This is a genomic window from Mesorhizobium sp. SEMIA396 (genome assembly GCF_024518615.1).
Classification (GTDB): Bacteria; Pseudomonadota; Alphaproteobacteria; order Rhizobiales; family Rhizobiaceae; genus Mesorhizobium.
The window spans coordinates 31,200-55,072 of the sequence record NZ_JANIFC010000014.1; the positions used below are offsets into that span (position 1 = coordinate 31,200).

At 62.2% G+C, this 23,873-nt stretch carries 25 protein-coding genes; 9 read left to right on the forward strand and 16 right to left on the reverse strand.

Annotated elements, in window-relative coordinates:
- From NP503_RS27990 to NP503_RS28015, 6 genes are all read right to left on the reverse strand, one after another.
- A complete protein-coding gene (locus NP503_RS27990) occupies positions 1-525 on the reverse strand; it encodes a TadE/TadG family type IV pilus assembly protein (RefSeq protein WP_127268516.1) in 525 nt (174 codons plus the stop codon).
- A 5-nt stretch (positions 526-530) separates the two neighbouring features.
- Positions 531-2,015, reverse strand: coding sequence for a TadE/TadG family type IV pilus assembly protein (locus tag NP503_RS27995; RefSeq protein WP_127268517.1), 1,485 nt, complete (start codon positions 2,013-2,015; stop codon positions 531-533).
- A 69-nt stretch (positions 2,016-2,084) separates the two neighbouring features.
- Positions 2,085-2,378 (reverse strand): hypothetical protein, encoded by a 294-nt coding sequence (locus NP503_RS28000; protein WP_127268518.1) that lies wholly within the window; start codon positions 2,376-2,378, stop codon positions 2,085-2,087.
- Positions 2,365-3,810: a type II and III secretion system protein family protein gene (locus tag NP503_RS28005; RefSeq protein WP_127272238.1), complete on the reverse strand. Its 1,446-nt coding sequence runs from the start codon at positions 3,808-3,810 to the stop codon at positions 2,365-2,367. The genes NP503_RS28000 and NP503_RS28005 overlap by 14 nt, the downstream gene beginning before the upstream one ends.
- Positions 3,811-3,858: 48 nt before the next feature.
- Positions 3,859-4,881, reverse strand: a complete 1,023-nt coding sequence (gene cpaB / locus NP503_RS28010) for a Flp pilus assembly protein CpaB (RefSeq protein ID WP_127270767.1) — start codon at positions 4,879-4,881, stop codon at positions 3,859-3,861.
- 91 nt (positions 4,882-4,972) lie between these two features.
- Positions 4,973-5,188 carry a Flp family type IVb pilin gene (locus NP503_RS28015; RefSeq protein ID WP_127270765.1) on the reverse strand — a complete coding sequence of 72 codons (216 nt, stop codon included), beginning with the start codon at positions 5,186-5,188 and terminating at the stop codon, positions 4,973-4,975.
- Between the two features lie 530 nt (positions 5,189-5,718).
- Here NP503_RS28015 and NP503_RS28020 point away from each other — a divergent pair.
- Genes NP503_RS28020 through NP503_RS28040 form a run of 5 tightly spaced genes read left to right on the forward strand, consistent with a single transcriptional unit; the run spans position 5,719 to position 10,182 of the window.
- Positions 5,719-7,107: a CpaF family protein gene (locus NP503_RS28020; RefSeq protein WP_127272239.1), complete on the forward strand. Its 1,389-nt coding sequence runs from the start codon at positions 5,719-5,721 to the stop codon at positions 7,105-7,107.
- Positions 7,107-8,078 (forward strand): type II secretion system F family protein, encoded by a 972-nt coding sequence (locus NP503_RS28025; protein ID WP_127269129.1) that lies wholly within the window; start codon positions 7,107-7,109, stop codon positions 8,076-8,078. The genes NP503_RS28020 and NP503_RS28025 overlap by 1 nt, the downstream gene beginning before the upstream one ends.
- A gap of 18 nt (positions 8,079-8,096) precedes the next feature.
- Complete coding sequence (locus NP503_RS28030; protein WP_127269130.1) at positions 8,097-9,047, forward strand: type II secretion system F family protein; 951 nt, start codon at positions 8,097-8,099, stop codon at positions 9,045-9,047.
- Between the two features lie 54 nt (positions 9,048-9,101).
- Positions 9,102-9,641: a tetratricopeptide repeat protein gene (locus tag NP503_RS28035; RefSeq protein ID WP_127269131.1), complete on the forward strand. Its 540-nt coding sequence runs from the start codon at positions 9,102-9,104 to the stop codon at positions 9,639-9,641.
- Position 9,642: 1 nt separating this feature from the next.
- Positions 9,643-10,182: a prepilin peptidase gene (locus tag NP503_RS28040; RefSeq protein WP_127269132.1), complete on the forward strand. Its 540-nt coding sequence runs from the start codon at positions 9,643-9,645 to the stop codon at positions 10,180-10,182.
- Positions 10,183-10,368: 186 nt separating this feature from the next.
- On the opposite strand, the gene NP503_RS28045 is transcribed toward NP503_RS28040, so the two are convergent.
- The 6 genes from NP503_RS28045 to NP503_RS28070 form a co-directional block, all read right to left on the reverse strand.
- Positions 10,369-11,304, reverse strand: coding sequence for a nucleoside hydrolase (locus tag NP503_RS28045; protein ID WP_127269133.1), 936 nt, complete (start codon positions 11,302-11,304; stop codon positions 10,369-10,371).
- Positions 11,305-11,312: 8 nt separating this feature from the next.
- Positions 11,313-12,326, reverse strand: coding sequence for a nucleoside hydrolase (locus tag NP503_RS28050; protein ID WP_127272240.1), 1,014 nt, complete (start codon positions 12,324-12,326; stop codon positions 11,313-11,315).
- 11 nt (positions 12,327-12,337) lie between these two features.
- Positions 12,338-13,324 (reverse strand): ABC transporter permease, encoded by a 987-nt coding sequence (locus NP503_RS28055; RefSeq protein WP_127271624.1) that lies wholly within the window; start codon positions 13,322-13,324, stop codon positions 12,338-12,340.
- Positions 13,312-14,352: an ABC transporter permease gene (locus NP503_RS28060; protein WP_127272241.1), complete on the reverse strand. Its 1,041-nt coding sequence runs from the start codon at positions 14,350-14,352 to the stop codon at positions 13,312-13,314. Before NP503_RS28060 ends, NP503_RS28055 begins: the two co-directional genes overlap by 13 nt.
- Positions 14,349-15,923, reverse strand: coding sequence for an ABC transporter ATP-binding protein (locus NP503_RS28065; RefSeq protein ID WP_127301659.1), 1,575 nt, complete (start codon positions 15,921-15,923; stop codon positions 14,349-14,351). Before NP503_RS28065 ends, NP503_RS28060 begins: the two co-directional genes overlap by 4 nt.
- A gap of 91 nt (positions 15,924-16,014) precedes the next feature.
- Entirely contained in the window at positions 16,015-17,019 is a 1,005-nt protein-coding gene (locus tag NP503_RS28070) for a BMP family protein (protein WP_127267638.1), read from the reverse strand.
- Positions 17,020-17,273: 254 nt separating this feature from the next.
- Here NP503_RS28070 and NP503_RS28075 point away from each other — a divergent pair, with 254 nt between their 5' ends.
- Both NP503_RS28075 and NP503_RS28080 read left to right on the forward strand, forming a co-directional pair.
- Entirely contained in the window at positions 17,274-17,858 is a 585-nt protein-coding gene (locus NP503_RS28075; protein ID WP_023809103.1) for an amino acid synthesis family protein, read from the forward strand.
- Positions 17,855-18,439, forward strand: a complete 585-nt coding sequence (locus NP503_RS28080; protein ID WP_127267637.1) for an amino acid synthesis family protein — start codon at positions 17,855-17,857, stop codon at positions 18,437-18,439. Before NP503_RS28075 ends, NP503_RS28080 begins: the two co-directional genes overlap by 4 nt.
- A 3-nt stretch (positions 18,440-18,442) precedes the next feature.
- Here NP503_RS28080 and NP503_RS28085 read toward each other — a convergent pair whose 3' ends face one another.
- From NP503_RS28085 to NP503_RS28095, 3 genes are read right to left on the reverse strand one after another with little or no spacing between them, the layout of a single operon-like run.
- Complete coding sequence (locus tag NP503_RS28085) at positions 18,443-19,636, reverse strand: amidohydrolase family protein (RefSeq protein WP_127267636.1); 1,194 nt, start codon at positions 19,634-19,636, stop codon at positions 18,443-18,445.
- Between the two features lie 44 nt (positions 19,637-19,680).
- The gene (locus NP503_RS28090) at positions 19,681-20,223 is read right to left on the reverse strand and encodes a MarR family winged helix-turn-helix transcriptional regulator (RefSeq protein ID WP_127267635.1); all 543 of its coding nucleotides are present in this window, start codon (positions 20,221-20,223) and stop codon (positions 19,681-19,683) included.
- Positions 20,224-20,271: 48 nt separating this feature from the next.
- On the reverse strand, positions 20,272-20,916 hold the full coding sequence (locus NP503_RS28095) for a cysteine hydrolase family protein (protein ID WP_127267634.1): 645 nt from the start codon (positions 20,914-20,916) through the stop codon (positions 20,272-20,274).
- Positions 20,917-21,148: 232 nt separating this feature from the next.
- Between NP503_RS28095 and NP503_RS28100 the strand changes: the two genes are divergently transcribed.
- Both NP503_RS28100 and NP503_RS28105 read left to right on the forward strand, forming a co-directional pair.
- Entirely contained in the window at positions 21,149-22,003 is an 855-nt protein-coding gene (locus NP503_RS28100; protein WP_127267633.1) for an NAD(P)-dependent oxidoreductase, read from the forward strand.
- On the forward strand, positions 22,000-22,806 hold the full coding sequence (locus NP503_RS28105; RefSeq protein ID WP_127267632.1) for an SDR family NAD(P)-dependent oxidoreductase: 807 nt from the start codon (positions 22,000-22,002) through the stop codon (positions 22,804-22,806). The genes NP503_RS28100 and NP503_RS28105 overlap by 4 nt, the downstream gene beginning before the upstream one ends.
- Here the strand turns inward: NP503_RS28105 and NP503_RS28110 are convergent.
- Complete coding sequence (locus NP503_RS28110) at positions 22,803-23,873, reverse strand: Gfo/Idh/MocA family protein (RefSeq protein WP_127267631.1); 1,071 nt, start codon at positions 23,871-23,873, stop codon at positions 22,803-22,805. The genes NP503_RS28105 and NP503_RS28110 overlap by 4 nt on opposite strands.

Consider the following 23,873-nt stretch of genomic DNA (forward strand, 5'->3'; position numbering starts at 1 on the left):
TCAGAACCGGATCAACCGCTCCTCGTGAAAGCCATTGAGGGTGATCGGCCCGATACCGAGCAAATACAGTATGCCGACCCCGCTGTAACCGAAGGTGCCCGCCGCCCTGACGATGCAAACCTGTGCGGTGGTGGACCGATATTGAGTGACGCCGGCGACCACGGCATCGTGACAAGAGCCTGAGGCGGCGATGGTCATCGTCACATTCGCCTTCTGCCAGCCGGCGATGCGCGCGGGTGCTGTCCCGGTCGCGTTGCCGAACACCGCGATGTTGGTGGCAATGTCGGCGCAGTCGATCGTCAATCCAGCATTGGTGTACAACTGACTGTTGCAGCGCGCCGCAAAGCGGGCACCGTCCGAAAGCCCGGCTTCCATCAGCAGCTTTTCGTGGATCAGATTGCCGAATTCAAAGACACCCGCCGACAGGATCAGCATCAGTGGCGCGATCAGCGCCATCTCGACAAGCGCCGTCCCACTTGGATCGCGTCTAAATCTATGCAGATGGCGGTAGAGCGTTGCGATCATGGCCGTCACCGGTAGAGCTGGGCTTCGTCGCGAAGAAAATTGTCGAGCGTGCCTTGGCCGCCGCGCCCGGTGATGTCTACAAGCTCGACTCTAATGGTCTGATCTGGGCCGCTCTCCACAGGTTCCGTGATGAAGAAACTGCCGAAGGCCTCGACCGGTAGCGGCTCTGAGGAGTTGCCTCCTGACATCAACCCGGCGGCTACCAGTGCCTGACAGTTTAAGATGGCGCCGTAGAGGAGTCGTCGGTCCGGATCGGAAACGCTGTTTGACGAACAGGCTGGGGCGCCTAGCTCGCCACCATTCGAAGGGTGATTTACGATGCCCTGCGAAATCTCGTAGCGATAGGCGCTGTAGCGGGTCGGCTGATTTGTATTGCTGGCAGGGTTTATACCATCTGCCCCGATTGGCTTTGGAACGGTTACCGGGTTTGTCGTGGTGTTGAAATTGGTATTCCAATATTGGTCGAAATCCCAATTCCCGTCGCCGATGCGTCCGTTGACTACCGGGTCGCGTGGCAAGGCCTGGAAATTTGTCGGCTGCGCCGGGCTGACTTCAGCGGCATTGCACGCGTTACCTTGGGTCCTGTAGCCCTTCCGCACGTTTTCACCTGGCGCAAAATTAGGGTCGTTTCTATTGCCGTTCATCGGTCCATCGTAGACGTCGAAGCGAACATTCAATGCATCGCGAACCGTCGCAAGGAAGCCGGGGCGCAGCAGCACGCCACGTTGATCGTAACATGCCTGCGATTTTGTCATGGCGATCATATCCCTGATGGCGTTTGCGCCAGATCCATTCGGCGGTTGCAGGAAGCCGTAGTTTCCAGGCGAGTTCTGCGCCGAACTGCCGCCCTGCTGGCGCAGCTCAATCATGCGGCGGCGCTTCGCCGGGTCGGCGGCGACGTCAAAGAGGTTGTCAGCCGTATTCTCGTAGGGATTGCAGATGTACACCGGGGTGAAATCGCAGACGCTGGAGGTGAAGCCGGCGACCGACACTGCCCCGATGTTGAACGATCCGTTGGCGTTCGACGACAGAAAAGAGACGGGGAAGATCGCTGCGAACCCTACGGGCGTTACTGTGACCTCGATGAAGCGAGCTTGCACGGCGCCTGCGACCTCGTCGGTGATGACATTGGCTGCGGTGATCGGAAGATTGTCGGTCGCCGGAATAGATCTCAGATAGCGCCTGGTTACGCCGGCTGCCAACAAATCCTGCGGGCCGGTACCACCTGTCGAGAAATTATATCTGTTGAAGACCAAGGTGGACAGCGCGCGGTCTGCCCGCGTGATGCTATCAGGCCGGCCATCAAGTTCGGCAGCAGCGGCAAGCGAGAACGAATCGGCGCCCTTTTGCAGATCATTATGCAGATTGTTCGCCCTGCTCATATCGATGGCGAGCAGCGAAAACCCGATAATCGCCGGCAGGGTAATGCTGACGAGGATCAGCGCTATTCCCCTCTGGTCCTGCCAGAACGCGCGAAAGGTCCGCAGCATGGCCTTACTCTTTGCTCCCCTGACGCCGGTCGTCTTGCCTGGCGCACTGAAACCGCATCCCTGTTCAGTTCACTGGTTCGTCACTCCCGACCCGCCGACATTGACCGTGATGGCCGGCGGCGGCGGCGGTGGTGGTGGAAATCTGTAGTTCTGAGCAACACCGGCGGCGCGCGCACCGTCACCCTCGATCCTGGTGTTGTTGGAGGCCGGATTGAGCGGGTCGACCGTTTGCAGCATCGAATTGAACTTCTGCGTGTCGCCGGCAGCCAGGGTCACCGAATCATAGTGGTTCAGATAGTCCGTGGCACAGCCCGACAGCAGGCCGGTGCCCAGGATGAGGATCAAGGCGCTATTTCTTGACATAGAGCATCTTGTCCTTCGATTTGAAGTCGAGCATGTGGCCATAGGGGCCGGTTACGCCTTCGCCCAGTTCATATTTACGGACCATATCCTTGGTCACTTCAAGCTGTCCGAGCACGAAGAATTCGGGATCGTTGGCGGGCCGTGTCTTGTCGAACGGCGTCGCCAACTGCTCGCCGGGCTTCACCGGCCGCACGATGTGCGGCGTGACGATGACGACCAGCTCGGTCTCTTCCTTCTGGTTGCTCGAATTGCGAAACAGCGTTCCGATGACAGGCACCTGGCCGAGCCACGGCACCTGGTCCTGGAGCTTGGTGGTCTTGCTCGACAGAAGCCCGCCTACGGCGAAACTCTGGCCGTCGCGAAGTTCGACGACGGTTGCCAGCTTGCGGTTGGTGAAGATCGGGTCGCCGGCGGTGGTGAAGCCGGTCAGGTCGCTGACTTCCGGCGCCAGCCTCATATGGATCTTGCCGTCGTCGAGTACGACCGGCGTGAACAGCAGGTTAACGCCGAATTGCTTGTACTCGATGCTTATCTCGCCGTCTTTGTCGAGCGTTCGGATAGGCACTTCGCCGCCGGCGTTGAAGCTGGCCTGCTCGCCGGAAAGAGTGGTGAGGTTGGGGTTCGCGAGCATGCGCACCGCGCCTTTGGACTCGAGCGCCTCGATGATCAGATCGACCTTGATGTTGCTGTCGATGACGCGCGTGATCAGGGCTCCGAAGGGACTGGAGGTCGACAGGAGGCCGCTGAGCAGACCGCCCGGCCCGAGCACCACTCCGTCCTCGTCGACGGCAGCAACACCGGTGCCGGTACGGGTCGTGCCACTGCCGTTCGTGCTCCTGATCGACACGCCGAGATCGCGGCCGGTGTTGCGCTTGGCTTCCAGCACGCGCACTTCTAAATTGACCTGCTGGCTGTCGTCGACGATGACGGAGTTGATGACGGCGTCGGGGCCATATTGCTGCGCAACCGCCAGGATAGCCGCCAGCGTGGCGCCGTCCTTGACATGACCGCCAAGCCTGACCCTGCCGTTGACCGAGCCGACCTCGATGCGCGACTTCGGCGCCACCTGGCGGATCGCCTGCGCCATGTCGCTGACATCAACACCGACCTCGATCTGGAGCGCGCCGAGCGAGCGCTTGTCGGTGGAAAACAGATTGACCGTGGTGGTGCCGGCGCCCTTGCCGATGACATAGAGCGTGCGGTCGGTCATCGGCTGCGCATCGGCGATCTTCTCGTCGCCGACGACGATATCGCCCAGATTGGCACTCACCTGGATCGTTACCGATTGTGACATCGGCAGGAAAATCCGGTGCACGGCAGGGGTTGAGACATCGATGAAGCGGTCGGCCGCACCGGCCGCCAGGCCCGACAGCAACAGCGCCGCCAAACACGACAACGCGGCCGTCGCTATCCCTAACCAAGAACCCCGCATCCCCGTCTCCCCACTCGCTGCTGGTGGCAGCATCCGTTTCGCCGCGCTTTATTGTTGTCGCGGTACGTCATATGTCTCGAGCTTCACACCCCGGAACACGCCGACCGTAGCCCGTGCCGGCGGCTCCGGCTGCACGTATTTGACCACTTCCTTGGTCGCCGGTGCCGCGATAGGAACCGGTTTGGCCCGGCCAAGTTCGTCGAGACGGCTTCCCACTTTTTCCACGGCCTGGGTCAACCCGGCAATCTTGTCCTCGGCGCGCTTGCGCTCGGCTGCTGCTGCCGCTTCCGCTGCTGCCCTCTTGTCGAGCTCCGCCTGCCTGGCGGCGACATCGGCCGGCGTTTCGCCGGTCAGGTCAGAAAGCGTCACCCGTTCTGTCGTCTCGCCCTTGCTGGCTGCGGCCTGACGCAGCGCCAGCGACAATTGGCCGGCGCCTGCCGCCAGCGTCAGCTTTTGCGCGTCCCTGGTGCTGGCCTCCAGCGTCACGGACTTCACCACCGTCGGGCTGTCCTTGCTTTCGTCGGCCACCTGGTCGATGGCCAGCACCTTCATGCTCTGCAGCAGCACGTCGACGAAACTCTTATCCGTGCCATCATCGCCGCGCGCCGTGCGGGTGAGTAGGATATCGACTCGATCGCCCGGGAAAACGAAGCCGGCCACACCGAGCACGTCGTTGACGCGGATGGACACGGCCTTCATGCCTTCGCCGAGCACCGCCGAAAGCGTGGCGCGCTGGCCGGGGCCGGTAATCTTGGTAGCAAGAATCGGCTCATTGATGCCGATCGCTTGCAATGCCTGCTTGGCACCGTCGCCAGCTAGCAGGTCTTTCGTTGACTTGAATGCCCCGGCTGGAACCGCGCCCGCAGGCCAGGCAACTTCGCGCAGTTTATCTGCGCTCAGAGCGTCACCGAACTTCAGCGGCACTGCCGCAACCACGACCGTGCTGCCTTGTACGACACCCGTTTGTGCCATGGCGCTTCGCTGGCCGGCAAGCCAGATATTGACCAGCACCACCGCCAGGACGCCGAACACCCCGGCGAGCACGATCATGATAATTGTGTTGGCGCGCATGTCCCAAGCCCCAGCCCCAATGCGGGATTCGCCCGCTGCGATCGGATTCAGGCCCGGCTCGAACGATCCGGGCCTGAATGTAGTCAGGCGATCAGGAACCGGTGCCCGCAGCCGCGTTGCAGGTGCCAGCCCCCGCGTCGAGGGCGGTGCAGAGACCGAGGAACCTGGCGTTTACCCAGGCGCCGATGGCGATGACAGTCAGGATCGATGCAACGGCAATGATGCCGATAAGAATAGAATATTCGACCATGGCAGCGCCGTTCTCATCGTCGCGGAACTGCCGGGTCATCGTCATGAGCTTGTTCATGTCAATTTCTCCCTTTGGAGGTTGGAACCCGACGAGACAGAGCAAAGGATGAAATCCATACCCAAGCATCCCCCGTCATCTCGATCCTAGGTCCCGAGAAAACGCAGAGTCAAACGAGATTAAGAGTTCCTTAACTTTCATGTACATGATTCGGCAAGAAGATCACAGTTCCGAATTTTCGCAACAGCTTGATTCTTTTCATTTTTCAAGGACTTTAACCATTCGTTCACAATTTGGCCCCCGATGGGGCAAGATTGTGGAAGCATTAGCGCAAATGCATATTCCTTTATATCTAAGGGTTTAGCAGCCTCTTCCGGGCGGTTTGCCCCCAAAAGTCGAAAGAGCCTGGAAAGCAGGGCCGACGCCCTGACCACGAACCGGCAGCCGTATCAAATAAGCGCGTTATTACAGGCTTCTGATCTTAACTATGTAGAAAGTATTGAGGGCACGCCTACCACCTGGGCGCTTGTGCCTCCCGTGGTTAACAGTTAGTTTCCGCTAATGAGGGACTGAGGGGAGTATAAGCGACTATGCTGGGGCGGTTCATCAAGGGGACAAGCGAACAGCAGGTAGCGTCAAAGACCGATCAGCTGGTGGTGCAGCCTGTTGCTCCGGCTCTTTCGCCAGCCGCTGATATTGAATCGCATGGCAATGATTTTCTGACGCTCAAAGTCGAGCTTCATCGCCATTTGATCGATCGGTTCAACCTGACCGCTCTTGAAAGCGCTTCCAAGGACGAGATCCTGAATGAGATCCGTCCGATCGTGCGCGAGTTCGTTCGCGCTCGTGCGGTGCCATTGAACGCACGCGAGCTTGATCAGCTGACCAGCGACACCGCCGACGAGATGCTGGGTCTCGGGCCAATCGAACCGCTGCTCAAGGACGATTCGATTACCGACATCATGATCAACACCCACAAGCGCGTCTTCATTGAGCGGCGTGGCATGATCGAAGAGACGGCAATCCGTTTCCGCGACGAGGCGCATCTGTTGCGCGTCATCAACAAGATCGTTTCGGCTATCGGCAGGCGTGTCGATGAATCGTCGCCCATGGTCGACGCACGCCTGGAAGACGGTTCGCGCGTCAATATCGCGGTGCGACCGATCTCGGTCGACGGCCCCCTGGTGTCGATCCGCAAGTTCTCCAAGAATCCCTATTCGCTCGAACGTTTGATGGCTTTCAACTCCATTCGTCCGCCGATGATCGAACTGCTGCGGATCGCCGTGCAGGCGCGCAAATCGATCCTGGTTTCGGGCGGCACCGGCAGCGGCAAGACCACCTTGCTCAATGCATTGTCGAGTTACATTCCCTCGAAAGAGCGGCTGATCACCATCGAGGATGCGGCCGAACTGCAATTGCAGCAGCCGCATGTGGGCCGCCTCGAAACGCGCCCGCCCAATGTCGAGGGTAGGGGGGAGGTGCGCCAGCGCGAATTGCTGAAGAACGCGTTGCGCATGCGGCCGGACCGCATCATCGTCGGTGAGGTGCGCGGCGAGGAAGCCTTCGACATGCTGCAGGCGATGAACACCGGCCACGAAGGCTCGATGACGACAATCCATGCCAACACGCCGCGCGATGCGATCTCGCGGCTGGAGCAGATGGTCGGCATGGCCGGCATGCCGATGACGCATGAGTCAATCCGGGCGCAGATCGCGTCCGCCATCGACATCATCGTGCAGACACAGCGTCTTTCGGATGGAGGCCGGCGTGTCACCTCCATATCGGAACTGACCGGCATGGAAGGCAATGTCGTGCAGCTCCAGGAAATCTACCATTTCGTCCGCCGTGAGGTCACAGCCGAGGGCAAGGTCATCGGCGACTTTCGCGCGACCGGTGTCCGTCCGCGCTTCGCTCCGGAGGCCGCGACGCTTGGCCATTATTTTGCCAAGGACGCCTTCAACCCGCAGGTTGCCCTCTGATGCTGACGGGTCAAGCTCTGCTCTACTTCATCTACATGCTGGCGGCAGCCTCGGTCATTCTGGCAGGCGAAGCTCTCTATCTTTCCTTTGCCGGCCGCCGCTCCCGGTCTCTAGCAGTCAATCGCCGGCTGAAGCGGCTCGCTGGCGACGTTCCAGCCGAACAAACGTTGCAAGGGTTGCTGCGAGAACGCGGCCTCACGGACTCCGGCGACTTTCTTTTTGGACTGGTCTGGTTGAACAGGCTCTATACCCAGTCCGGTATCACCGGAAATCCGTTGACCTTCGCCGCGACGTTCTTGCTTGTCGGATTGGCGATGGCGTTGCTGCTGGCGGTCCTCTTCAATTTCTCTGCCTTGGCGTCGCTCATCATTTTTTTGGTCATAGGGTTTATCTTGCCGCTTCTCGTCCTCCGGCGCGCTCGTAACAAGCGAATCCGGAAGTTTGCCAAACAGCTGCCGGATGCGCTCGACATGATCGTTCGTTCGCTGCGCGCCGGACATCCCGCTTCGATCGCGATCGGTCTGGTCGCACGCGAAATGCCGGATCCGTTGGGCACTGAATTCGGCATCGTCTCCGATGAGATCACCTTTGGTCTCAGCATCGAGCAGGCCGTGCGGAAGCTTTCGCAGCGCGTCGGCTTCGAGGGGCTTCAGCTGCTGTCGGTATCGCTGTCGATTCAGGCCAAGACGGGCGGCAATTTGACCGAAATTCTGGCCAATCTTTCCTCCGTTCTGCGTGAACGGCAGAAATTGCGAATGAAAATTAGGGCGCTTTCGGCCGAAGGTCGCGTCTCCGCGTGGATCATCTCCTTGTTTCCTATTGTGATGTTCCTCACGCTTCAAATCCTTGCCCCATCCTATTACGGAGCCGTTTGGAGCAACCCGCTCGTCTTCCCGATATTTATGCTTTTTGGGTTGTGGGCGCTGCTTGGCGACTTCATCATGTACCGGATGGTTACTTTCGATTTCTGACTGGGAGCGACGAAAGAATTGTTTTCGAACATTCAGGATCTGGGTTTCTTGGTGTCTATCGTCGTCTTCGCGGCGGCGGTGTCCCTTTTCCTGTTCGGTGCGTTAGTCTTTCTGCCAGCTCTGCAAACCCGTAAGCTTGTCGCGCAGAGCCTGATGGGTGAAGGAATCGCAGACCGTCGATCCATGCTCGGGCAAGACCAGCTTGCCAAGATTTCGGCGCAACGGCCGGTCGATGCCTACTTCAAGTCGATCGAGAAGGAGCGGGAAGAGCCAAACGCCTTGGAAGCGAAGCTGTTTCGCGCCGGCTTTTATCAATCAAGCGCACCGCTGATTTATACGCTGTGCCGCCTTGTCGCGGTCTGCGTCGGCTTTCTGGCAATGTATGCACTCCTGTCGCGGGCTCTGCCGTCGCACCTGCCGGGTTTCATTACCCTTGCAGGTTCTGCCCTGTTCGGCCTGGCCTGCATCGTGCTTCCCGCCATTCTGCTCGACCGTTTCGAGAACGGCCAGAAACAGATCTATCGCCGAGCTTTCCCCGACTTCATGGACATGATGATCACCTGCGCCGATGCCGGCATGAGCCTGGAGGGGGCAGTCGAACGCGTCAGTCATGAGATGGCTGGCACCCACAAATGGCTGGGAATACAGCTGTCGATCATGAATTTGCAGTTGCGTGCCGGCAAGCCGTTGCGGGAGGCATTGCGCGAACTCGCCGATCGTATCGGGCTTGACGAAGCCAGGGCACTGGCTGTCCTGTTTAGGCAATCGGAAGAACTCGGCACCAGTCTCACCGATGCATTGCGTGTCTATAGCGCCGAGATGCGCGGGCAACGAATTCTGAGTGCAGAGGAACGCGCCAACTCTCTGCCGGTGAAGATGATGATTCCGTTGGGGCTGTGTATCTTCCCTGTGGTTATGATGGTTATCATGCTGCCGGTGATCATCCGCATGAGGGGCATTATCTTCTAGTTGCGTGTATGATCTGATTCTAATATGAGGTCCGAGACCCTTGGGGGAATCTATATGAAGAGGGCTAACGCGGCGGCAGCCTGTCTGTTGATAATGCTTGCCGGCTGCCAGACGGCGGACATAACCGACGGGGTCGTGCGCACCAACGAACCATCGAAAGGCGACGTGACGTCTTTTGGCGACGCTTTCGATGGGCTGAAGACGGTCAGCGATGTCGAATATTACGCCTCGGACCAGGCCGTCGCCGAGGCCAAGAACCAGTTCCGTGCCGAGAATTACGGCAATGCCGGCGCGCTGTTCTTCAAGGCGACGCAACTGGCGCCCAATGATGGCAACGCCTGGATGGGACTTGCCGCCTGCACCGACCGGATCCGCCGCTTCGACCTGTCCGACAAGGCCTATGCCAAGGCGTTCAAGCTGGTCGGCGCGACGCCTGAATATTACAACAATGTCGGCTATTCCTACCTGCTGCGCGGCAAGCTGCAGGATGCGCGCTCGAATTTTCTCAAGGCTTACGAATTGGCGCCCAACGACCCGACCGTCGCCAACAATCTGAAGCTTTTGTCGTCAAGCGTGCAGAACGTCGAGCGCTAGCATGCTGCTCGTCGAAGCGCTGCTGCTGAAGGTGCTCGCCATCCCTCTGCTGGCAAGGATTGGCTGGCTCGACTTCAAGACGCAGAAGATTTCCAATCGCGACGTGCTGCTGCTGCTCTGCCTGGGGGCCGGGGGCTTGCTGCTGCTGTCGCTCCAGTCAGGCTCGTGGTGGGACATGGGGCTGAGCGCTCTCGCCGGACTTCTGCTGTTCGTCGCGCTCTTGCCCTTCTGGGTCTTGCGCAAGATCGGCGCCGGCGATGTCAAGCTGCTGGCAGTCGTGCCATTCCTGATCAGCGGCAGCGCTCTCGCAGTGTTTTCAGTGCTGCTTCTGGTTTTCGCTTTGGCAACCGCGGTCATCGTGAAAAACCCGTTCATGCTGCCCGCGGGTGCTTTTCGGCTTGTCGTCCAGCATCTGGACCGCAAGGGCGTGGTGCCGTTCGGCGTGCCGATCTCGCTGGCCGCGATCTGTACGCTGGCGTTCCTGATCTACAGGAGTTTGACGGTCGCGAGCAGCTCTGGAATCCTCAACCAGCTCAACTGACCCTGTCATCTCACGCGGCTGAATTCGTCGCGCGGGAGATTTGACGGAGCATCAAACGAAAAACCCGCCTGTGCGGCGGGTCACTGGCGCAAATCAGCACCATAGGCAAAAATGTACCATAGCTGAGTGCAGGGAGTCAAGAAAAAATTCCTATCTTGAAGCGCTGCCTGCGCCGCGGCGCTCCGTTCAATCCCGCAGCAGGTCGAACATCAGCTTGAAGAAGCGGTCCGCGTCGACCTCATGGGCGATGCGGGCATTGTCCTTTTCACCGCGCTCGCCCCAGTAATCGGCGATGGTCGCGCCGAAGGCGTAGGTGCCGGACAGATCGACGCCGATATGGGCAGGGCGCGTGCGCACCAATGTCGGATCGATGGCCAGCGCCAGCGCCAAGGGATCGTGCATGGCGCCGCCGACGCCCATCGAGTTGCGGTGCAGCTTCTCGTAGAACAGCAGCCAGTCGTTGACGAGCCGTCCGAGCGGCGTGTCGATGGTCGCGAGCTCGGCATATTGCGGCGCCTCGATCAGCACCTGCATGGTGACGTCGAGGCCCACCATCAGGATCGGCACGCCGCTGTCCAGAACGATCTTCAGCGCCTCGGGGTCGCAGAACGCATTGAACTCGGTCGGCGTGATGATCTCGCTCTTGCGGTAGAACACGCCGCCCATCCAGATCAGCTCCTTGATCTTGGGCAGCACGTCGCGATGCTTGAGGATCATCAGGCCGATATTGCTGAGCGGGCCGGTGGCAACGACCAGGATCGGTTCGGGCGCGGCGCGCAGTCTGTCGGCCAGGAAATCGACGGCGTGCTGGTCAACCGGCTTGATCGTCGCCTGCGGCAGGTAGGGCGAGCCCTCGAGGCCGCTTGGGCCATCGGCGGTGCCGAGCACCAGCGGGCGCGCCAGCGGGCGGTGACAGCCCTGCGCGACAGGCACCTCGCCGGCGCCGATATACTCCAGGATGCGCAAGGCATTGGCGGTCGTCTTCTCGACTTCCGCATTGCCGCAGGTCGTGGTGACGCCGAGTAGTTCGATGGCCGGCGAGCGATGCGCCATGACCAGCGCGATGGCGTCGTCGTGGCCGGGGTCGCAGTCGAACAGGATAGGAGTTGGCTTGGTCATCATGTCGTCTTTCACGCCGCCCGCTCGTAGCGCGCTATGGTTTTCTTGAAGCCGTCGAGGAAACGCCGGCCGTCCAGGCCGGTGCAGATGCGGGTGGTCTTGGGCCCGCCGCCGGGCAGCAATTGCCGGCCGCGATAAGCGACGGTCTGGCCGCGCGCCAGCCTGCCGTCGAGCACGACGTCGGCGAACAGCGGCTCGGTCATCGTCGCCAGGCCGGGATCGAAAGCCAGCGCCACGGTGATCACGTCGTCCATCGGGAACCCGACGAGGTCGAAGAATTCGCGCCAGATGTCGATGTAGATCGGGAAGCTGTCGGCGATCATCTCAAGGACGGGATTGTCCCTCGCGACGGCCTGCATGTCGGCGATGTCGTCGCGCGTCAGCATCGAATCGGCGACGCGGTTGTCCTCGCAGATGTCGAGCGGCACGAGGATCTTCTCGACATCGGCGTTGAGCACGATGCGCGAGGCCTCCGGATCGGCCCAGATGTTGTACTCCGACAAGGGTGTGATGTTGCCCGGCGTCTGGAAATTGCCGCCGAGCACGATCAGCCGCTTCAGTGCACCGGTCAATCCCGGCTCCTGCAACAGCGCCATCGCCGCGTTGGTCAGCGGACCGGTCGTCACCAGCGTGATCTCGCCCGGATTGGCCATGACCGTGCCGATGATGAAATCGACCGCATGTCCCGGTGTGGCCTGCCGCACCGGCGTCGGCGCCGGCGGGTTGAACTTCTTCAGGCGATCGCCGAAACGGGCAACAAGCCGCTTTTCGAAATGCACCGGCGCTTCCATATCGGCCTTGGCGTTGCCGACGATCGGCCGCCACGCGCCGGCGTGAACCGGGATATCGTCACGCCCGGCGAGCGTCAGCGTGTTGAGGACGACATTGGTGACCTGCTCGATCGGGCCGGCGGCACCGGTCACGGTGGTCACGCCCTCGAGCCGCAGCTTCGGATTGATCGCCGCAAACAGCACGGCGAGAATATCGTCGCCGGCCGAATCCACGTCGAGGATTATGCGTTCCATAAAGGCTTCCTTCACTGGGGATTTTTGCCGCCGGCTTCAGTGTTCTTGTCGACCGACAGCAGCTTGCGCATCGATTCCAGCGTCTCCGCGATAATCCTCGGACGCGCCCGGTAGGACAGCGCGAACAATGCGATCAGCGCGACGACATAGGGGACGGTGAGAACCAGATAGGAGGGATAGCCGAACGTCTGCAGGCGCAACGAAAAAGCATCGGCGAAGCCGAACAGCAGGCAGCCGGCCAGCACCTTCAGCGGATCGCCATTGGAAAAGATCAGGATCGCCACCGCCATGAAACCGCGGCCCGACGACATGTTTTCGGTGAACATGGTGATGTAGCCGAGCGACAGATGAGCGCCGGCGAGGCCCGCCAGCAATCCGCAAAGCAGCGATGCGATGTAGCGGACGCGGGTGATCGAGATGCCAAGCGCCTCGGCGGCTTCCGGTTTTTCGCCGACGACGCGGATATAGAGGCCGAGCCGCGTCCTGGTATAGCAGACGACCAGCAGCGGCACCGCGATGAAGGCGACATAGACGAGCGGCGTGAAGCCGGAGATCAGCGGCGCCCACGAGCCGAGAAGGTCGCGGGCACCGGGCAGCTGGACTTTCGGCAGGCCGACGATGCCGTGACCGACGATCGAGCCGCGCGTGCCGAAGATCGCTTTCATCAGCGAGATTGTCATGCCGCCGGCCAGGATGTTGAGGGCCAGCCCGACGACCACTTCATTGGCCTTGAAGCTCACCACCAGGACAGCAAAAACCAGGGCGAAGACGAGCGCCGCCGCGACGCCGCAGGCGACCCCCGCCAGCGCGGAACCGGTCCAGATCGACCCGAGGACGGCGAAGAAGGCGCCGACCAGCATCTGCCCCTCGAGGCCGATGTTGAAGATGCCGGCCTTGGTGGTGAACGAGCCGCCAAGCGCGACCAGAAGGATGGGCGCGGTGGTGCGAAGCGTCGCCGCGATCAGCGCGACGTTGATGAGCTTGTCTAGAATTTCCATCGCCGCTCCCCTGCCTGGCTGTCGCCACGCTTTCTCACCAGCACCTGGGCCGACACGCTGAGGATGATCAGCGCCTGGATCACGGTGATGATTTCGCGCGACGCGCTGGTGTCGACCTCGAGCAGCAGCGATCCGTTGCGCAGGGCGCCGAAGAACAGTGCGGTGAAGATGGTGGCGACGGGCGAGCCATTGGCAAGCAGGGCGGCGATCAGCCCGTCGAAGCCGAAACCGGGGGCAAATCCTTCCATGAAGCGGTGATGGACGCCGAGCGTCTCGACGCCGCCGGCCAGCCCGCCGACGGCCCCTGAAAGCAGCAGGACCAGGAAACCCTGCCGTTTCACGTTGACGCCGCCATATTCGGCGAATTTCGGCGCCGAACCGACCATCGTGACGCCGTAACCCCATTTGGTGTAGCGGAAGACAAGGGCTGCGCCGACCGCCAGCACCAAGCCAATGACCAGGCCCCAGTTCAACCGCGAAAAGGTGAAGATCTCCGGCAGATAGGATGTCGCCAGGATCGGCGGCGTCTCCGACCAGCCACCCGGCCGCTTGAACAGGAAGATGGTGAAGTAGGACGTGAGCAGCACCGCCACGTAGTTCGACAGGATCGTCGAGACGACTTCGTTGGTGTTGTAGCGGGCGCGGAAGTAGGCGGGGATGGCGACCCAGGCCGCGCCTGCCACGACCGCCAGCGCCAGCGCGGCCAGCGTGTGAATGCCCGCGGGCAGGGGCATGGCAAAGCCGACCCACGCGGCGGCGAAGCCGCCGAGGAACAGCTGGCCCTCTATGCCGACGTTGAACATGCCGCCGCGCAGGCCGATGCAGGCGGCGACACCGCAGATCAGGATCGGCGTCGTCTGCAGCAAGGTCCCGGCGATCTTCTCCTGATCGCCGAAGGCGCCGCGCAACAGCGTCATGAACACACGCACCGGGCTTTCGCCGACCATGAGGATGATGATCGCGCCCATCAGCAGCGCCACGCCGATGGCGATCACCTGGCCGGAAACGGCACGCAAATGGTCTGTCATGATGCGGTCTCCGCGGCGAATTCCGGCACGGCCACGCCTGCCATCATCATGCCGATGCGCTCCTCGTCGGCCTCGTCGCCGGCGACCTCGCCCATGATCCGCCCGTTGAACATCACCAGGATGCGGTCGGCAAGGGCGGCCAGTTCGTCGAGCTGCACGGAAATCAGCAGGATTGCGCGGCCGGCGGCGCGCTGGCGCATGATCTCGTCATGAATGGCCTCCTGGGCGCCGATGTCGACGCCGCGCGTCGGCTGGTCGATCAGCAGGAAATCGGCGCCGTTGGTGAATTCGCGCGCCAGAACGACCTTCTGGATGTTTCCCCCCGAAAGCCGCTTGACCGCATCACCGGCTCCGCGCGCGCGAATATCGAAGCTCTTGATCAGCGTTTCGGCGTTTTGATTTATGGCATTCCAGTTGAGCATGCCGGCGCGGCTCCATGGGGCGCGGTGCTGGCGGCCCATCAGGGTGTTGGCTGCTATCGAAGCGTTGCGATCGACCCCGCGCACCATGCGGTCGCCTGGAACATGGGCGAGGCCTGCCTGGCGGATCGCGGCGGGGGAGAGCGCGGTGAGATTCCGGCCCTTCAGCCACGCCCCGCCATGGCTTGCCGGTCGCAAGCCCGAAAGCACTTCCGCCAGCTCCGTCTGTCCATTGCCGGCCACACCCGCGATCCCCACCACCTCGCCGGAGCGGACGGTGAAGCTGGCATCGCGAAGAGCCGGCAGCAGGCGATCGTCGCGCGCCCACAGATCCTTGACTTCGAGCACCACGTCGCCGTGCAGCGAAGCGCGCGGCCGGCGGTCGAAGCTCACCTCGCGGCCGACCATCATGTGCACCAACTCGTCCTTGCTGAGCTCGGCCGTCGGCCGGGTCGCCACCTTCCTGCCGTTGCGCAGCACCGTCACCGTGTCGGACACTTCCATCACCTCTTCCAGGTGATGCGAAATGAAGATCACCGTCATGCCTTCGGCCACGAAGCTGCGCAGTGTCTGGAACAGTTCACGGCTTTCCTGCGGCGTCAGCACGGCGGTCGGTTCATCGAGGATGATGGTGCGCGCGCCGCGCACCAGGACCTTAAGGATTTCGATGCGTTGCTCTATGCCGACCGAGAGCAGCCCGACGCGCTCGGTCGGATCGACCTGCAGGCCGAAGCGCTTCGACAGGTCGCGCGTGCGCGCAATTTGTGCGGCGTGGTCGATCAGGCCATGGCGACGGATTTCCATACCGAGAAAGACGTTGTCGGCAACCGAGAGCGAGGGAACCAGCTTGAAATGCTGGTGAACCATGCCGAGGCCGGCCTTTATCGCCACGGACGGATCGGCGATCACGATCTCTTCACCGTTCAGCCGGATCGAGCCTTCGTCCGGCTGCAAGAGGCCGAACAGGATGTTCATCAGCGTCGTCTTGCCAGCACCATTCTCGCCGATGATGGCGTGGATCTCGCCGCGGCGGACCGCAAGGTCGATGCCGTCATTGGCGACGAATGCGCCAAAACGCTTGGTGATGCCAGTCAACTCGACGGCTATCGCGGCATTGCTGTGGAGGGTCGGCGACCCCGGCGTGTTCGACAACGTGGCTCTCGCAGATTGGACACTGATCCGCCGCGGCAAGCCGCGGCGGATCAGTGTAGCGCTTTCTTGGGAGGGAGGCGCTGTTGTTGGCTTACTTTGCCTTGGCGATCACGATCTTGCCGTCGACGATGCCCTTTTTGATCTCGTCCAGCTTGGCGGTCACGTCAGCGGGGATCTTTGGGGCAATATCATCGCAGACCTTGACCTCGACACCGCCCGAGGCGAGGTCGAAAGTGCGGGTGCCGGCGGTGATCTTGCGGCCCTCGACCTCATCCTTGATCAGCGTGTAGACGGCGATGTCGCCGCGCTTCAGCATGCTGGCGAGCACATTTCCGGGAGCCGAGCCGCACATGTCGATGTCGACGCCGATCGAATATTTGTCGACCGCGGCACTTGCCTGCATCACGCCTTCACCCGTCGGGCCGGCGACGTTGTAGACAATGTCGGAGCCTTGGCCGTAAAGCGCCTGGGCAAGTTCGCTTCCCTTGGCCGGGTCGTCGAAGGTTCCGGCGAAGACGGAGTTTACCTTGACGTCGGGCGCGGCATATTTGGCGCCTTGCTCGTAGCCGCCCAGGAAGTTGCGGATCACCGGAATATCGCGGCCGCCGACAAAGCCGATCGCCTTGCCGTCGCCGATCTTGTCGAAGGCGGTGCCCTTGGCTTCGATCATGCCGGCAAGTGCACCGGCCACGAAGGATCCCTGCTCCTCGGCGAAATTGGCGTAGATCATCTTGGGGTTGTCGAGGACGCCATCGATAAACACGAAGCGCTGGTCGGGATATTCGGCGCTGACCTTTTGCAGCGAGTCCACCAGCTCCCAGCCCATCACGAAGATGAGGTCGTACTGCTTGCCCTTGGCAAGATTCTCGAACTGCTGCTGGTAGTCGAGCGCGCGATTGCCGGTGTCGACAAGCTTGAGGTCGATGCCGAAATCGGTCTTGGCCTTGTTGAGGCCGTTGACGATCGAAACGCCAAAACCCTGTGCGAAATACCCCGAGATGGCGGCCACGGAAACCTTGGCCTGTGCGGCGGCCGGTCCGAACGAAATGGCAAGCATCGTGCCGGCCAGAAATAAACTCTTGAGCGCCCTTTTCATGTCATTCCCCTTCAGCTTTTTCCAGCTTTTGAAGCCACGCTTTGACCATCCCCACATATCGCCGTAACAACGGCGAGTTCGTTGATGGTCATATGAGTTTAGGAGCGGCTTAACAGGCTGTCAATCGTCATCCGATGCAGTTTTCTTGGCCCTTCGCCCACGTGCTCGACGTCTGCGCTTGACAAATGTCGACGGGCATAATTGTTGATACTCTAATGAGTTTCCATGAACGACGGGATGAAGGAAGCGAAACAATGCCGGCTGTGGTGGTCAGGAAATTTCTGGTTCAGGTCGAAGAGATATTCCATGAGGGCGGACCCCACGCGGCACGCCCGCTCAAGCGAGGCGCGGTCGTCGCGGTCATTGCCAACCCTTTTGCCGGACGCTACGTCGAGGAGATCACCGGCTTCATGGAAGACCTGAAGCCGCTCGGTCTCGATATGGCCCGGCGCCTGATCGACGCCATTGGTGAAGGCGGCCAGGCCATCGAAGGCTATGGCAAGGGTGCCATAGTCGGCGCCGCCGGCGAGCTTGAACATGGCGCGCTCTGGCACAATCCGGGGGGCTATGCGATGCGCGAACTGCTCGGCAATGCCAAGGCGATCGTGCCTTCGACCAAGAAGGTCGGCGGCCCCGGAACGCGCATCGACATCCCGATCACGCACATAAACGCCTCCTATGTGCGCAGCCATTTCGATGCGATCGAGATAGGCATTGCCGATGCGCCGCGCGGCGACGAAATGGCGGTCATCCTGGCGATGACCACCGGCGCACGCGTCCATGCACGGGTCGGCGGCCTTGCCGCCGCCGACATCAAGGGCGAGGACGGCTTGCGATGAACCCCGAAATCCGCCGCATCATCACCATCGTCGAGGAAACCCGGATCGAAGGCGGGCGGCCCGTCGATCCGCCGACGCGGCGTGCCGCAGCCATTGCGGTGATCCGCAACCCCTATGCGGGCACTTACGTCGAGGACCTGTCGGCACTGAGCGCCATAGGCGAAGCCTTGGGCGATATCTTGCCCAGGCGCGCGGTCGCTGCTCTGGGCATTGCCGGCTACCGGGTCGAGAGCTTCGGCAAGGCCGCCGCCGTCGGCGCCGATGGCGAGCTCGAACATGCCGCCGCCATCCTTCATCCAAAGCTCGGCGCCCCGTTCCGCGATGTGCTTGGCAAGGGCGCCGCGCTCATTCCTTCATCGAAGAAGCGCGGCGGCCTCGGCGTGTCGCTCGATATTCCGCTCGGTCACAAGGATGCGGCGCGGGTGCGCAGCCATTTCGACGGCATGGAGGTTCGTGTTCCCGACGCACCGCGTGCCGACGAGATCGTCGTTGCTATCGCCGTCACCGATTCCGGCAGGCCGCACCCGCGCGTCGGCGGGCTGACCAAGGACAAGATTGTCGGGATTGACGGCGTCGGCTGACCGTCAGGCAGGCAGGACTTCCGGCACGCGCATCGCCGGAGGCGTATTTCTGCTCCGGCCGGTCCGCACCACGCCGTCGATGACGACCATTCCAATGCCTGGAAGATTGCCGAGCGCCACGCTGTCGAGCAGCCCGTCGCCGGCGCCGCCGATCGCCTGATCCATGAAGATCAGGTCGGCGGCGCGACCGACCTCGATCAAACCGCGATCGTCCAGTCTGCGCACGCGCGCCGTGTTGCCGCTGGCAAGACAGAACGCCACTTCCGGCGCGATGCCGCCCAGCGAAGCCAGCATGGTGAGCGTCCGCAGGATGCCGAGCGGCTGCACGCCGGATCCGGCCGGGCTGTCGGTGCCGAGGATGACGCGCGAAAGTTCGCCGCGCTGCCTTGCCAGATCGAGCACGAACAGTCCGGTGCGCAAATTGCCGTTATGGACGATTTCAAGCGCCCTCGAGCCCTTCTCGCAGATCTGCCGTATTTCCGCGTCGGGCAGGGCGGTTGGCCCGCCATTGACGTGGGCGACGATGTCGGCGTCGACCTCCAGCACGACATCCGCGCCGATGCGGCCGGAGCCGGGCAGCGACGGGCCGCCCGTGTGGGTCATCGAGGTCATGCCGTATTTGCGCGCCCAGGCGATCATCTGCCGGCCGGTCGGCCCATCCTTGACGCCGCCAAGCCCGACCTCGCCGACAAGCGTCACGCCGGCCTCGGCGAGACTGCGGAAGTCTTCCTCGGTAAGGCCGGGTTCCAGGATCGGTGCCCCGGCCAGGATCTTCATGCCGTTCGGACGGAAGTTGGAGAAGGTGCGTTGGGCAGCGATCGCCAGCGCCTTCAGCCCGACCAGGTCGCGCGGTCGGCCCGGCGTGTGGACTTCCCCCGCCGAGATCATGGTGGTGACGCCGCCATGCACGGTCGAATCCATCCAGCCGATCTGGTTCTGCCGAGGCGTCCAGTCGCCGGCCACCGGATGGGCGTGGTTGTCGATAAGACCCGGCGCGACCGCGCAGCCCATCGCATCGATGACCGTCGCCGCGCTGCCGCCATCAATGTCGCCTGCCTTGCCAATGCCTGATATGCGTCCATCGGTCACGACGATGGTGTCGGCGTCGATGATCGGTTGTGCTAGATCGCCACTCAGCATGAGACCGATATTGCGGACGACGAGCGTGTTGGCAGACGACTGGAGGTCGGACGACATCGGTTCTCACTTTTGCTGTTATGGAAAAAAGGACTGGACGCAGCTTATTTGCCGCCGTCGCCAGTCGATGGGTCGTCGTCGTTGATGCGCTGGAGCAGGCGAAGCAGCGTCGCCTGCTCGGCCGGTGAGAGCGGCGACAGGAACCGCCGCCCGACCTCGACGCTGCGTTCGAGCCGCTCCAGCGTATAGTCGGTCCCTTTGCTGGTCAGCGCGATCATCGTCAGGCGTTGGTCGGTTTCGGAGGCGCTGCGCGTGATCAGCCCGTGTTTGAGCAGTTTGCGCATGACGATGCTGATGGTCGATGGGTCCATCGCCGTCAGCCGGCCGAGATGGTTCTGCGAAACTTCGCCATGCTTGAGGATCGTGGCGAGCGCCGCGAATTGCGTTGGCGAAAGGTCTTCGCCGGCCATGACCTGCTGGAAGCGCAACGTCGCGCGCTGATGCGCCCGGCGGATGACGTGCGCCGGGTGGCGGTCCAGTTCATAGCCGGTCCCGGCGTACTGCTGCAGCACCTGCTCGCGGCTCAGGGGTGCATCGCCTCCCGGCGTTTCGCCTTTTTTGGATTGCGGTTTCTTTTCAGTCGTCACACCGGACTCCTATCGCCGCTGTCTTGGATGTCGCCGGCCGGAAAAAGCTCAAGCCGCAACCCTCGCTGGTTGAAGCGATGTCCCGTCGCGGAGGGCTGCGACGACATCAGCCGAATCGCTGACCACGCCGAAATGGGTCGCTATGTCATACAGCGAGCTTTCCTGCTCGCGTGGTCCCGTCGCCGCGCAGCAATCGCTTGGCACCACCACCTCATAGCCCTCGAAAAAGGCATCGTGGACGGTCGAGCGCACACAGATATTGGTGACCACGCCGAAGATGATCAACTGATCGATCTGCATGTCTTTCAGCGTCAGGTCGAGGTCGGTTTGGAAGAAGGCCGAGTAGCGCCGCTTGATCACATGGATCTCATCATCGCGGGCGCCGAGATCCTCGATGATCTCCGGCCCCCAGCTTCCGTCCAGGCAATGCGGCGTGCGCTTCAGCCATTCGCGCTCGCGTCGCATGCCCGGCCGGTGGCTGTCATGGACCCAGATCACCGGCACGCCGGCGGCGCGCGCGGCCTCGATCACGGCCAGTTGCGGCCCGACCAGCGTCTCGTACCCAGGCAGGACCATGGCCCCGCCGGGCTTGCAGAATTCATTGATCATATCGATGACGACAACGGCTGCACGGCGTGGATCGAGACGCACCGCGTCATCGTGCCGATGTGAGGAAAAACTGTCCACGGACATGGCGAGCTCCTTTGACCGATCGTTGATGCTCATACAAAAAACCCTAGTGGATGCCAAGTCAATCCCGTTCGACGCAAAGCGTGCTGGTCGGCCTTGCGCACCGCGCTCCGACAAGCGTATGCGCTATTTGTCCATCGCGAAATGGCCTTGACAACGCTTGTCAGGCATGTGCTCGATTTGTACGACCATCAACGATATTCAAGCCGCTGAATTGTGGAGCCGAGGCCGAGATATGAAAACCATCGTCACCGGAGCCAGTGGCCTGCTTGGCTGCCATGTGGCCGAGGCTCTGGTTGCGGCCGGCCACGATGTGCTTGGTGTCGATACCGTGGTGCCGGGTGAGGTCGCATGGCGCCACGCAACCGCCGATTTGACCGATCTGGGATCGACGCTGCAGCTGGTGCGCGACTGCGATGCGGTTGTGCATGTCGCGGCCATTCCGCGGCCGACCGGCCGGGCCGGCGGCGAGGTGTTCAAGACCAACATCGCGACCGCCTACAATGTGGTCGAGGCAGCTGCCATGGCCGGCGCCAGGCGCTTCGTCTATGCCTCGTCCTTCAGCGTTTTCGGCTATCCCTTTTTCGAGAAACCTGTTCGACCGCCCTATCTGCCGGTCGACCTGAACCATCCGGTCGGCGCGCAGGACCCGTACGGCCTGTCGAAATGGCTGGGCGAGGAAATCGTCGACGCGGCGGTGCGCCGCGGCGCCTTTTCGGCGGTCAGTATCCGCATGCCGTGGATCCAGACGCCGGGTTCTTTTTTCGAGGGCGTCGGGCCGCGCCGCGCCACTGCCGACAGTGCCCGCGACCTGTGGGCCTATCTCGATGCGCGCGACGCCGGGCAGGGCTTCCTGCGGGCGCTTGAATGGCAAGGCGACGGCCATCTGCGCGTCGTCCTGAGCGCCGCCGACACATTCATGGAAGAGGAAACCGAAGCGCTCGTGCGCCGGGTCTACCCTGATGTCCCCCTGTCACGGCCGATCGCCGGTTTCGGCGCCGTGCTCGACACGATCCATGCGCGCGAAACGATCGGCTTCGAGCCAAGCCATTCGTGGCGTTCCTATCCGAAGCCGGAGGCCGGACAATGAAACGGTTCGAAAAACAGAATGTTCTCGTCACCGGCGGCGCCGGCGCGATCGGCAGCGCAGCGGTGCGGCGTTTCCTTGACGAAGGCGCGCGGGTCGCCATTGTCGACCGCAATGGCGCGGCGGCGCAGCAACTGGCTCGCTCACTGGGTGAAAACGCCATTGCCATCGAAGCCGACGTCACCGACGAAGCGGATGTGCGGCGCGCCGTCGAGGCGACCGTCGAGACGTTCGGCGGCCTCGACGTGGTGTTCAACAATGCCGGCATTTCCGGCGTCGTCGCTCCCGTTCACGACCTGCCGGTCGAGGACTGGGATACGACCATCCGCATCAATCTGCGCGGCATCTTCCTCGTGCTGCAGGCTTCGCTTCGGGCGATGATCAAGGCCGGGACCGGTGGCTCGATCGTCAACATGGGCTCGTCCATGGCCGGTTGGGACGTCCTTTCGGGGGGAGCTGGCTATGTCGCTTCCAAACACGGCGTGGTCGGCCTGACGCGGGTCGCGGCGCTCGATGCCGCGCCCTATGGCATACGCGTCAATGCCATCTGCCCCGGCGTGATCGAGACGACGCTTGGCGTGCCAGCTTCCGGCAACGGCGAATTCAAGAGCAGCGTTCAGCATTTCGCCGACCGCATTCCGTTGCGCCGCATCGGCCAGCCGGACGATGTCGCGGCCGCCGTGGCTTTCCTGGCCTCCGACGAGGCGAAGCACGTCACAGGCGTGGATTGGCTGATCGACGGCGGCCAGACCTTGCAGAGCTGGGCCAATGCCCCTGATGGCGGCGCGTTTCCGAAATTTCGCTAAAGTCTTTTCGGCGGCATTGCCTGGATAATCCGGATGGCAAGATCGAGATCGGCGAGCCCGCCCGAAAGCGGCGTGCGCGGTTTCGCGCCGGCAAGGATGCAATCGGCGAAATGCAGCCACTCGCGGCGGAACGACGTATCAGGAACGCCAGGCAGAACGCGTTCGGATGCAGCCTCGCCTGTCGTTTCACGTAGCCGGACAGTCGCCGAGGCATTGCGGAAATAGGGGTTCTGGAATTCGATCCGCACCTCGTCGCGCTCGCCATGCACATGGATCCACTCGTCCCACCATTCATACTGGGCAAGTGCCATGTCGAAGAGGCAAGGGACGCCGCCATAGTCGAGCACGGCCAGCAACTGGTTCGGGCCGGTCTGCTGTGCATGGACGACGCGGTCGGGTGTGCCGAAAGCACCGCGCATGACGGCAAGGTCGTGGCTGGCGAGGCTGAGCAGTACAAGATAGAGATCGCGATAGCCGGCATGGTCCACACCGAGCGCCGCCTCGATGCGCCGAGCGACCGTTTCGCGCCCCGCCGCCAACACATCGGCCGGCACGTCGGTGACCCTGGTCTGCGTGTAGAGTTGGCCATAACGGTCGAAGCGGCCGGCGAAATCGTGGACATGGATCGACTTCGGCCGGCCGATGGCGGCGATGCGCTCCAGCCCGGTCTCATAGCCGGGATCATAGAATTTCATGTAGCCGACAAGGGCGACGAGGCCGCTCCGCTCGGCCTGCTCGACCAGCGGGCGCGCCTCCTGCGGCGTGAAGGCAAGCGGCTTCTCGACGATCAGGTGCTTGCCGGCGCGGATTGCATCGGCAACCATCTCGCCATGATCGTAGGTGCAGATCACGACCGCATCGACATTCGGGTCGGCAAGCAGCGCGCGATGGTCGGTATATCTGGCAGTGACGCCATAATGTTCCGCGACCTTGTCGGCCGTGCCGGGAGAGATGTCGCACAAGGCGGCGATGCGAAACGCCGGCAATTCCATCAGATAAGGCAAGTGCATCAGCTGGGCGATCTCGCCGCAGCCGATGACGCCGACGCCAATAACGCGATCCTGCAT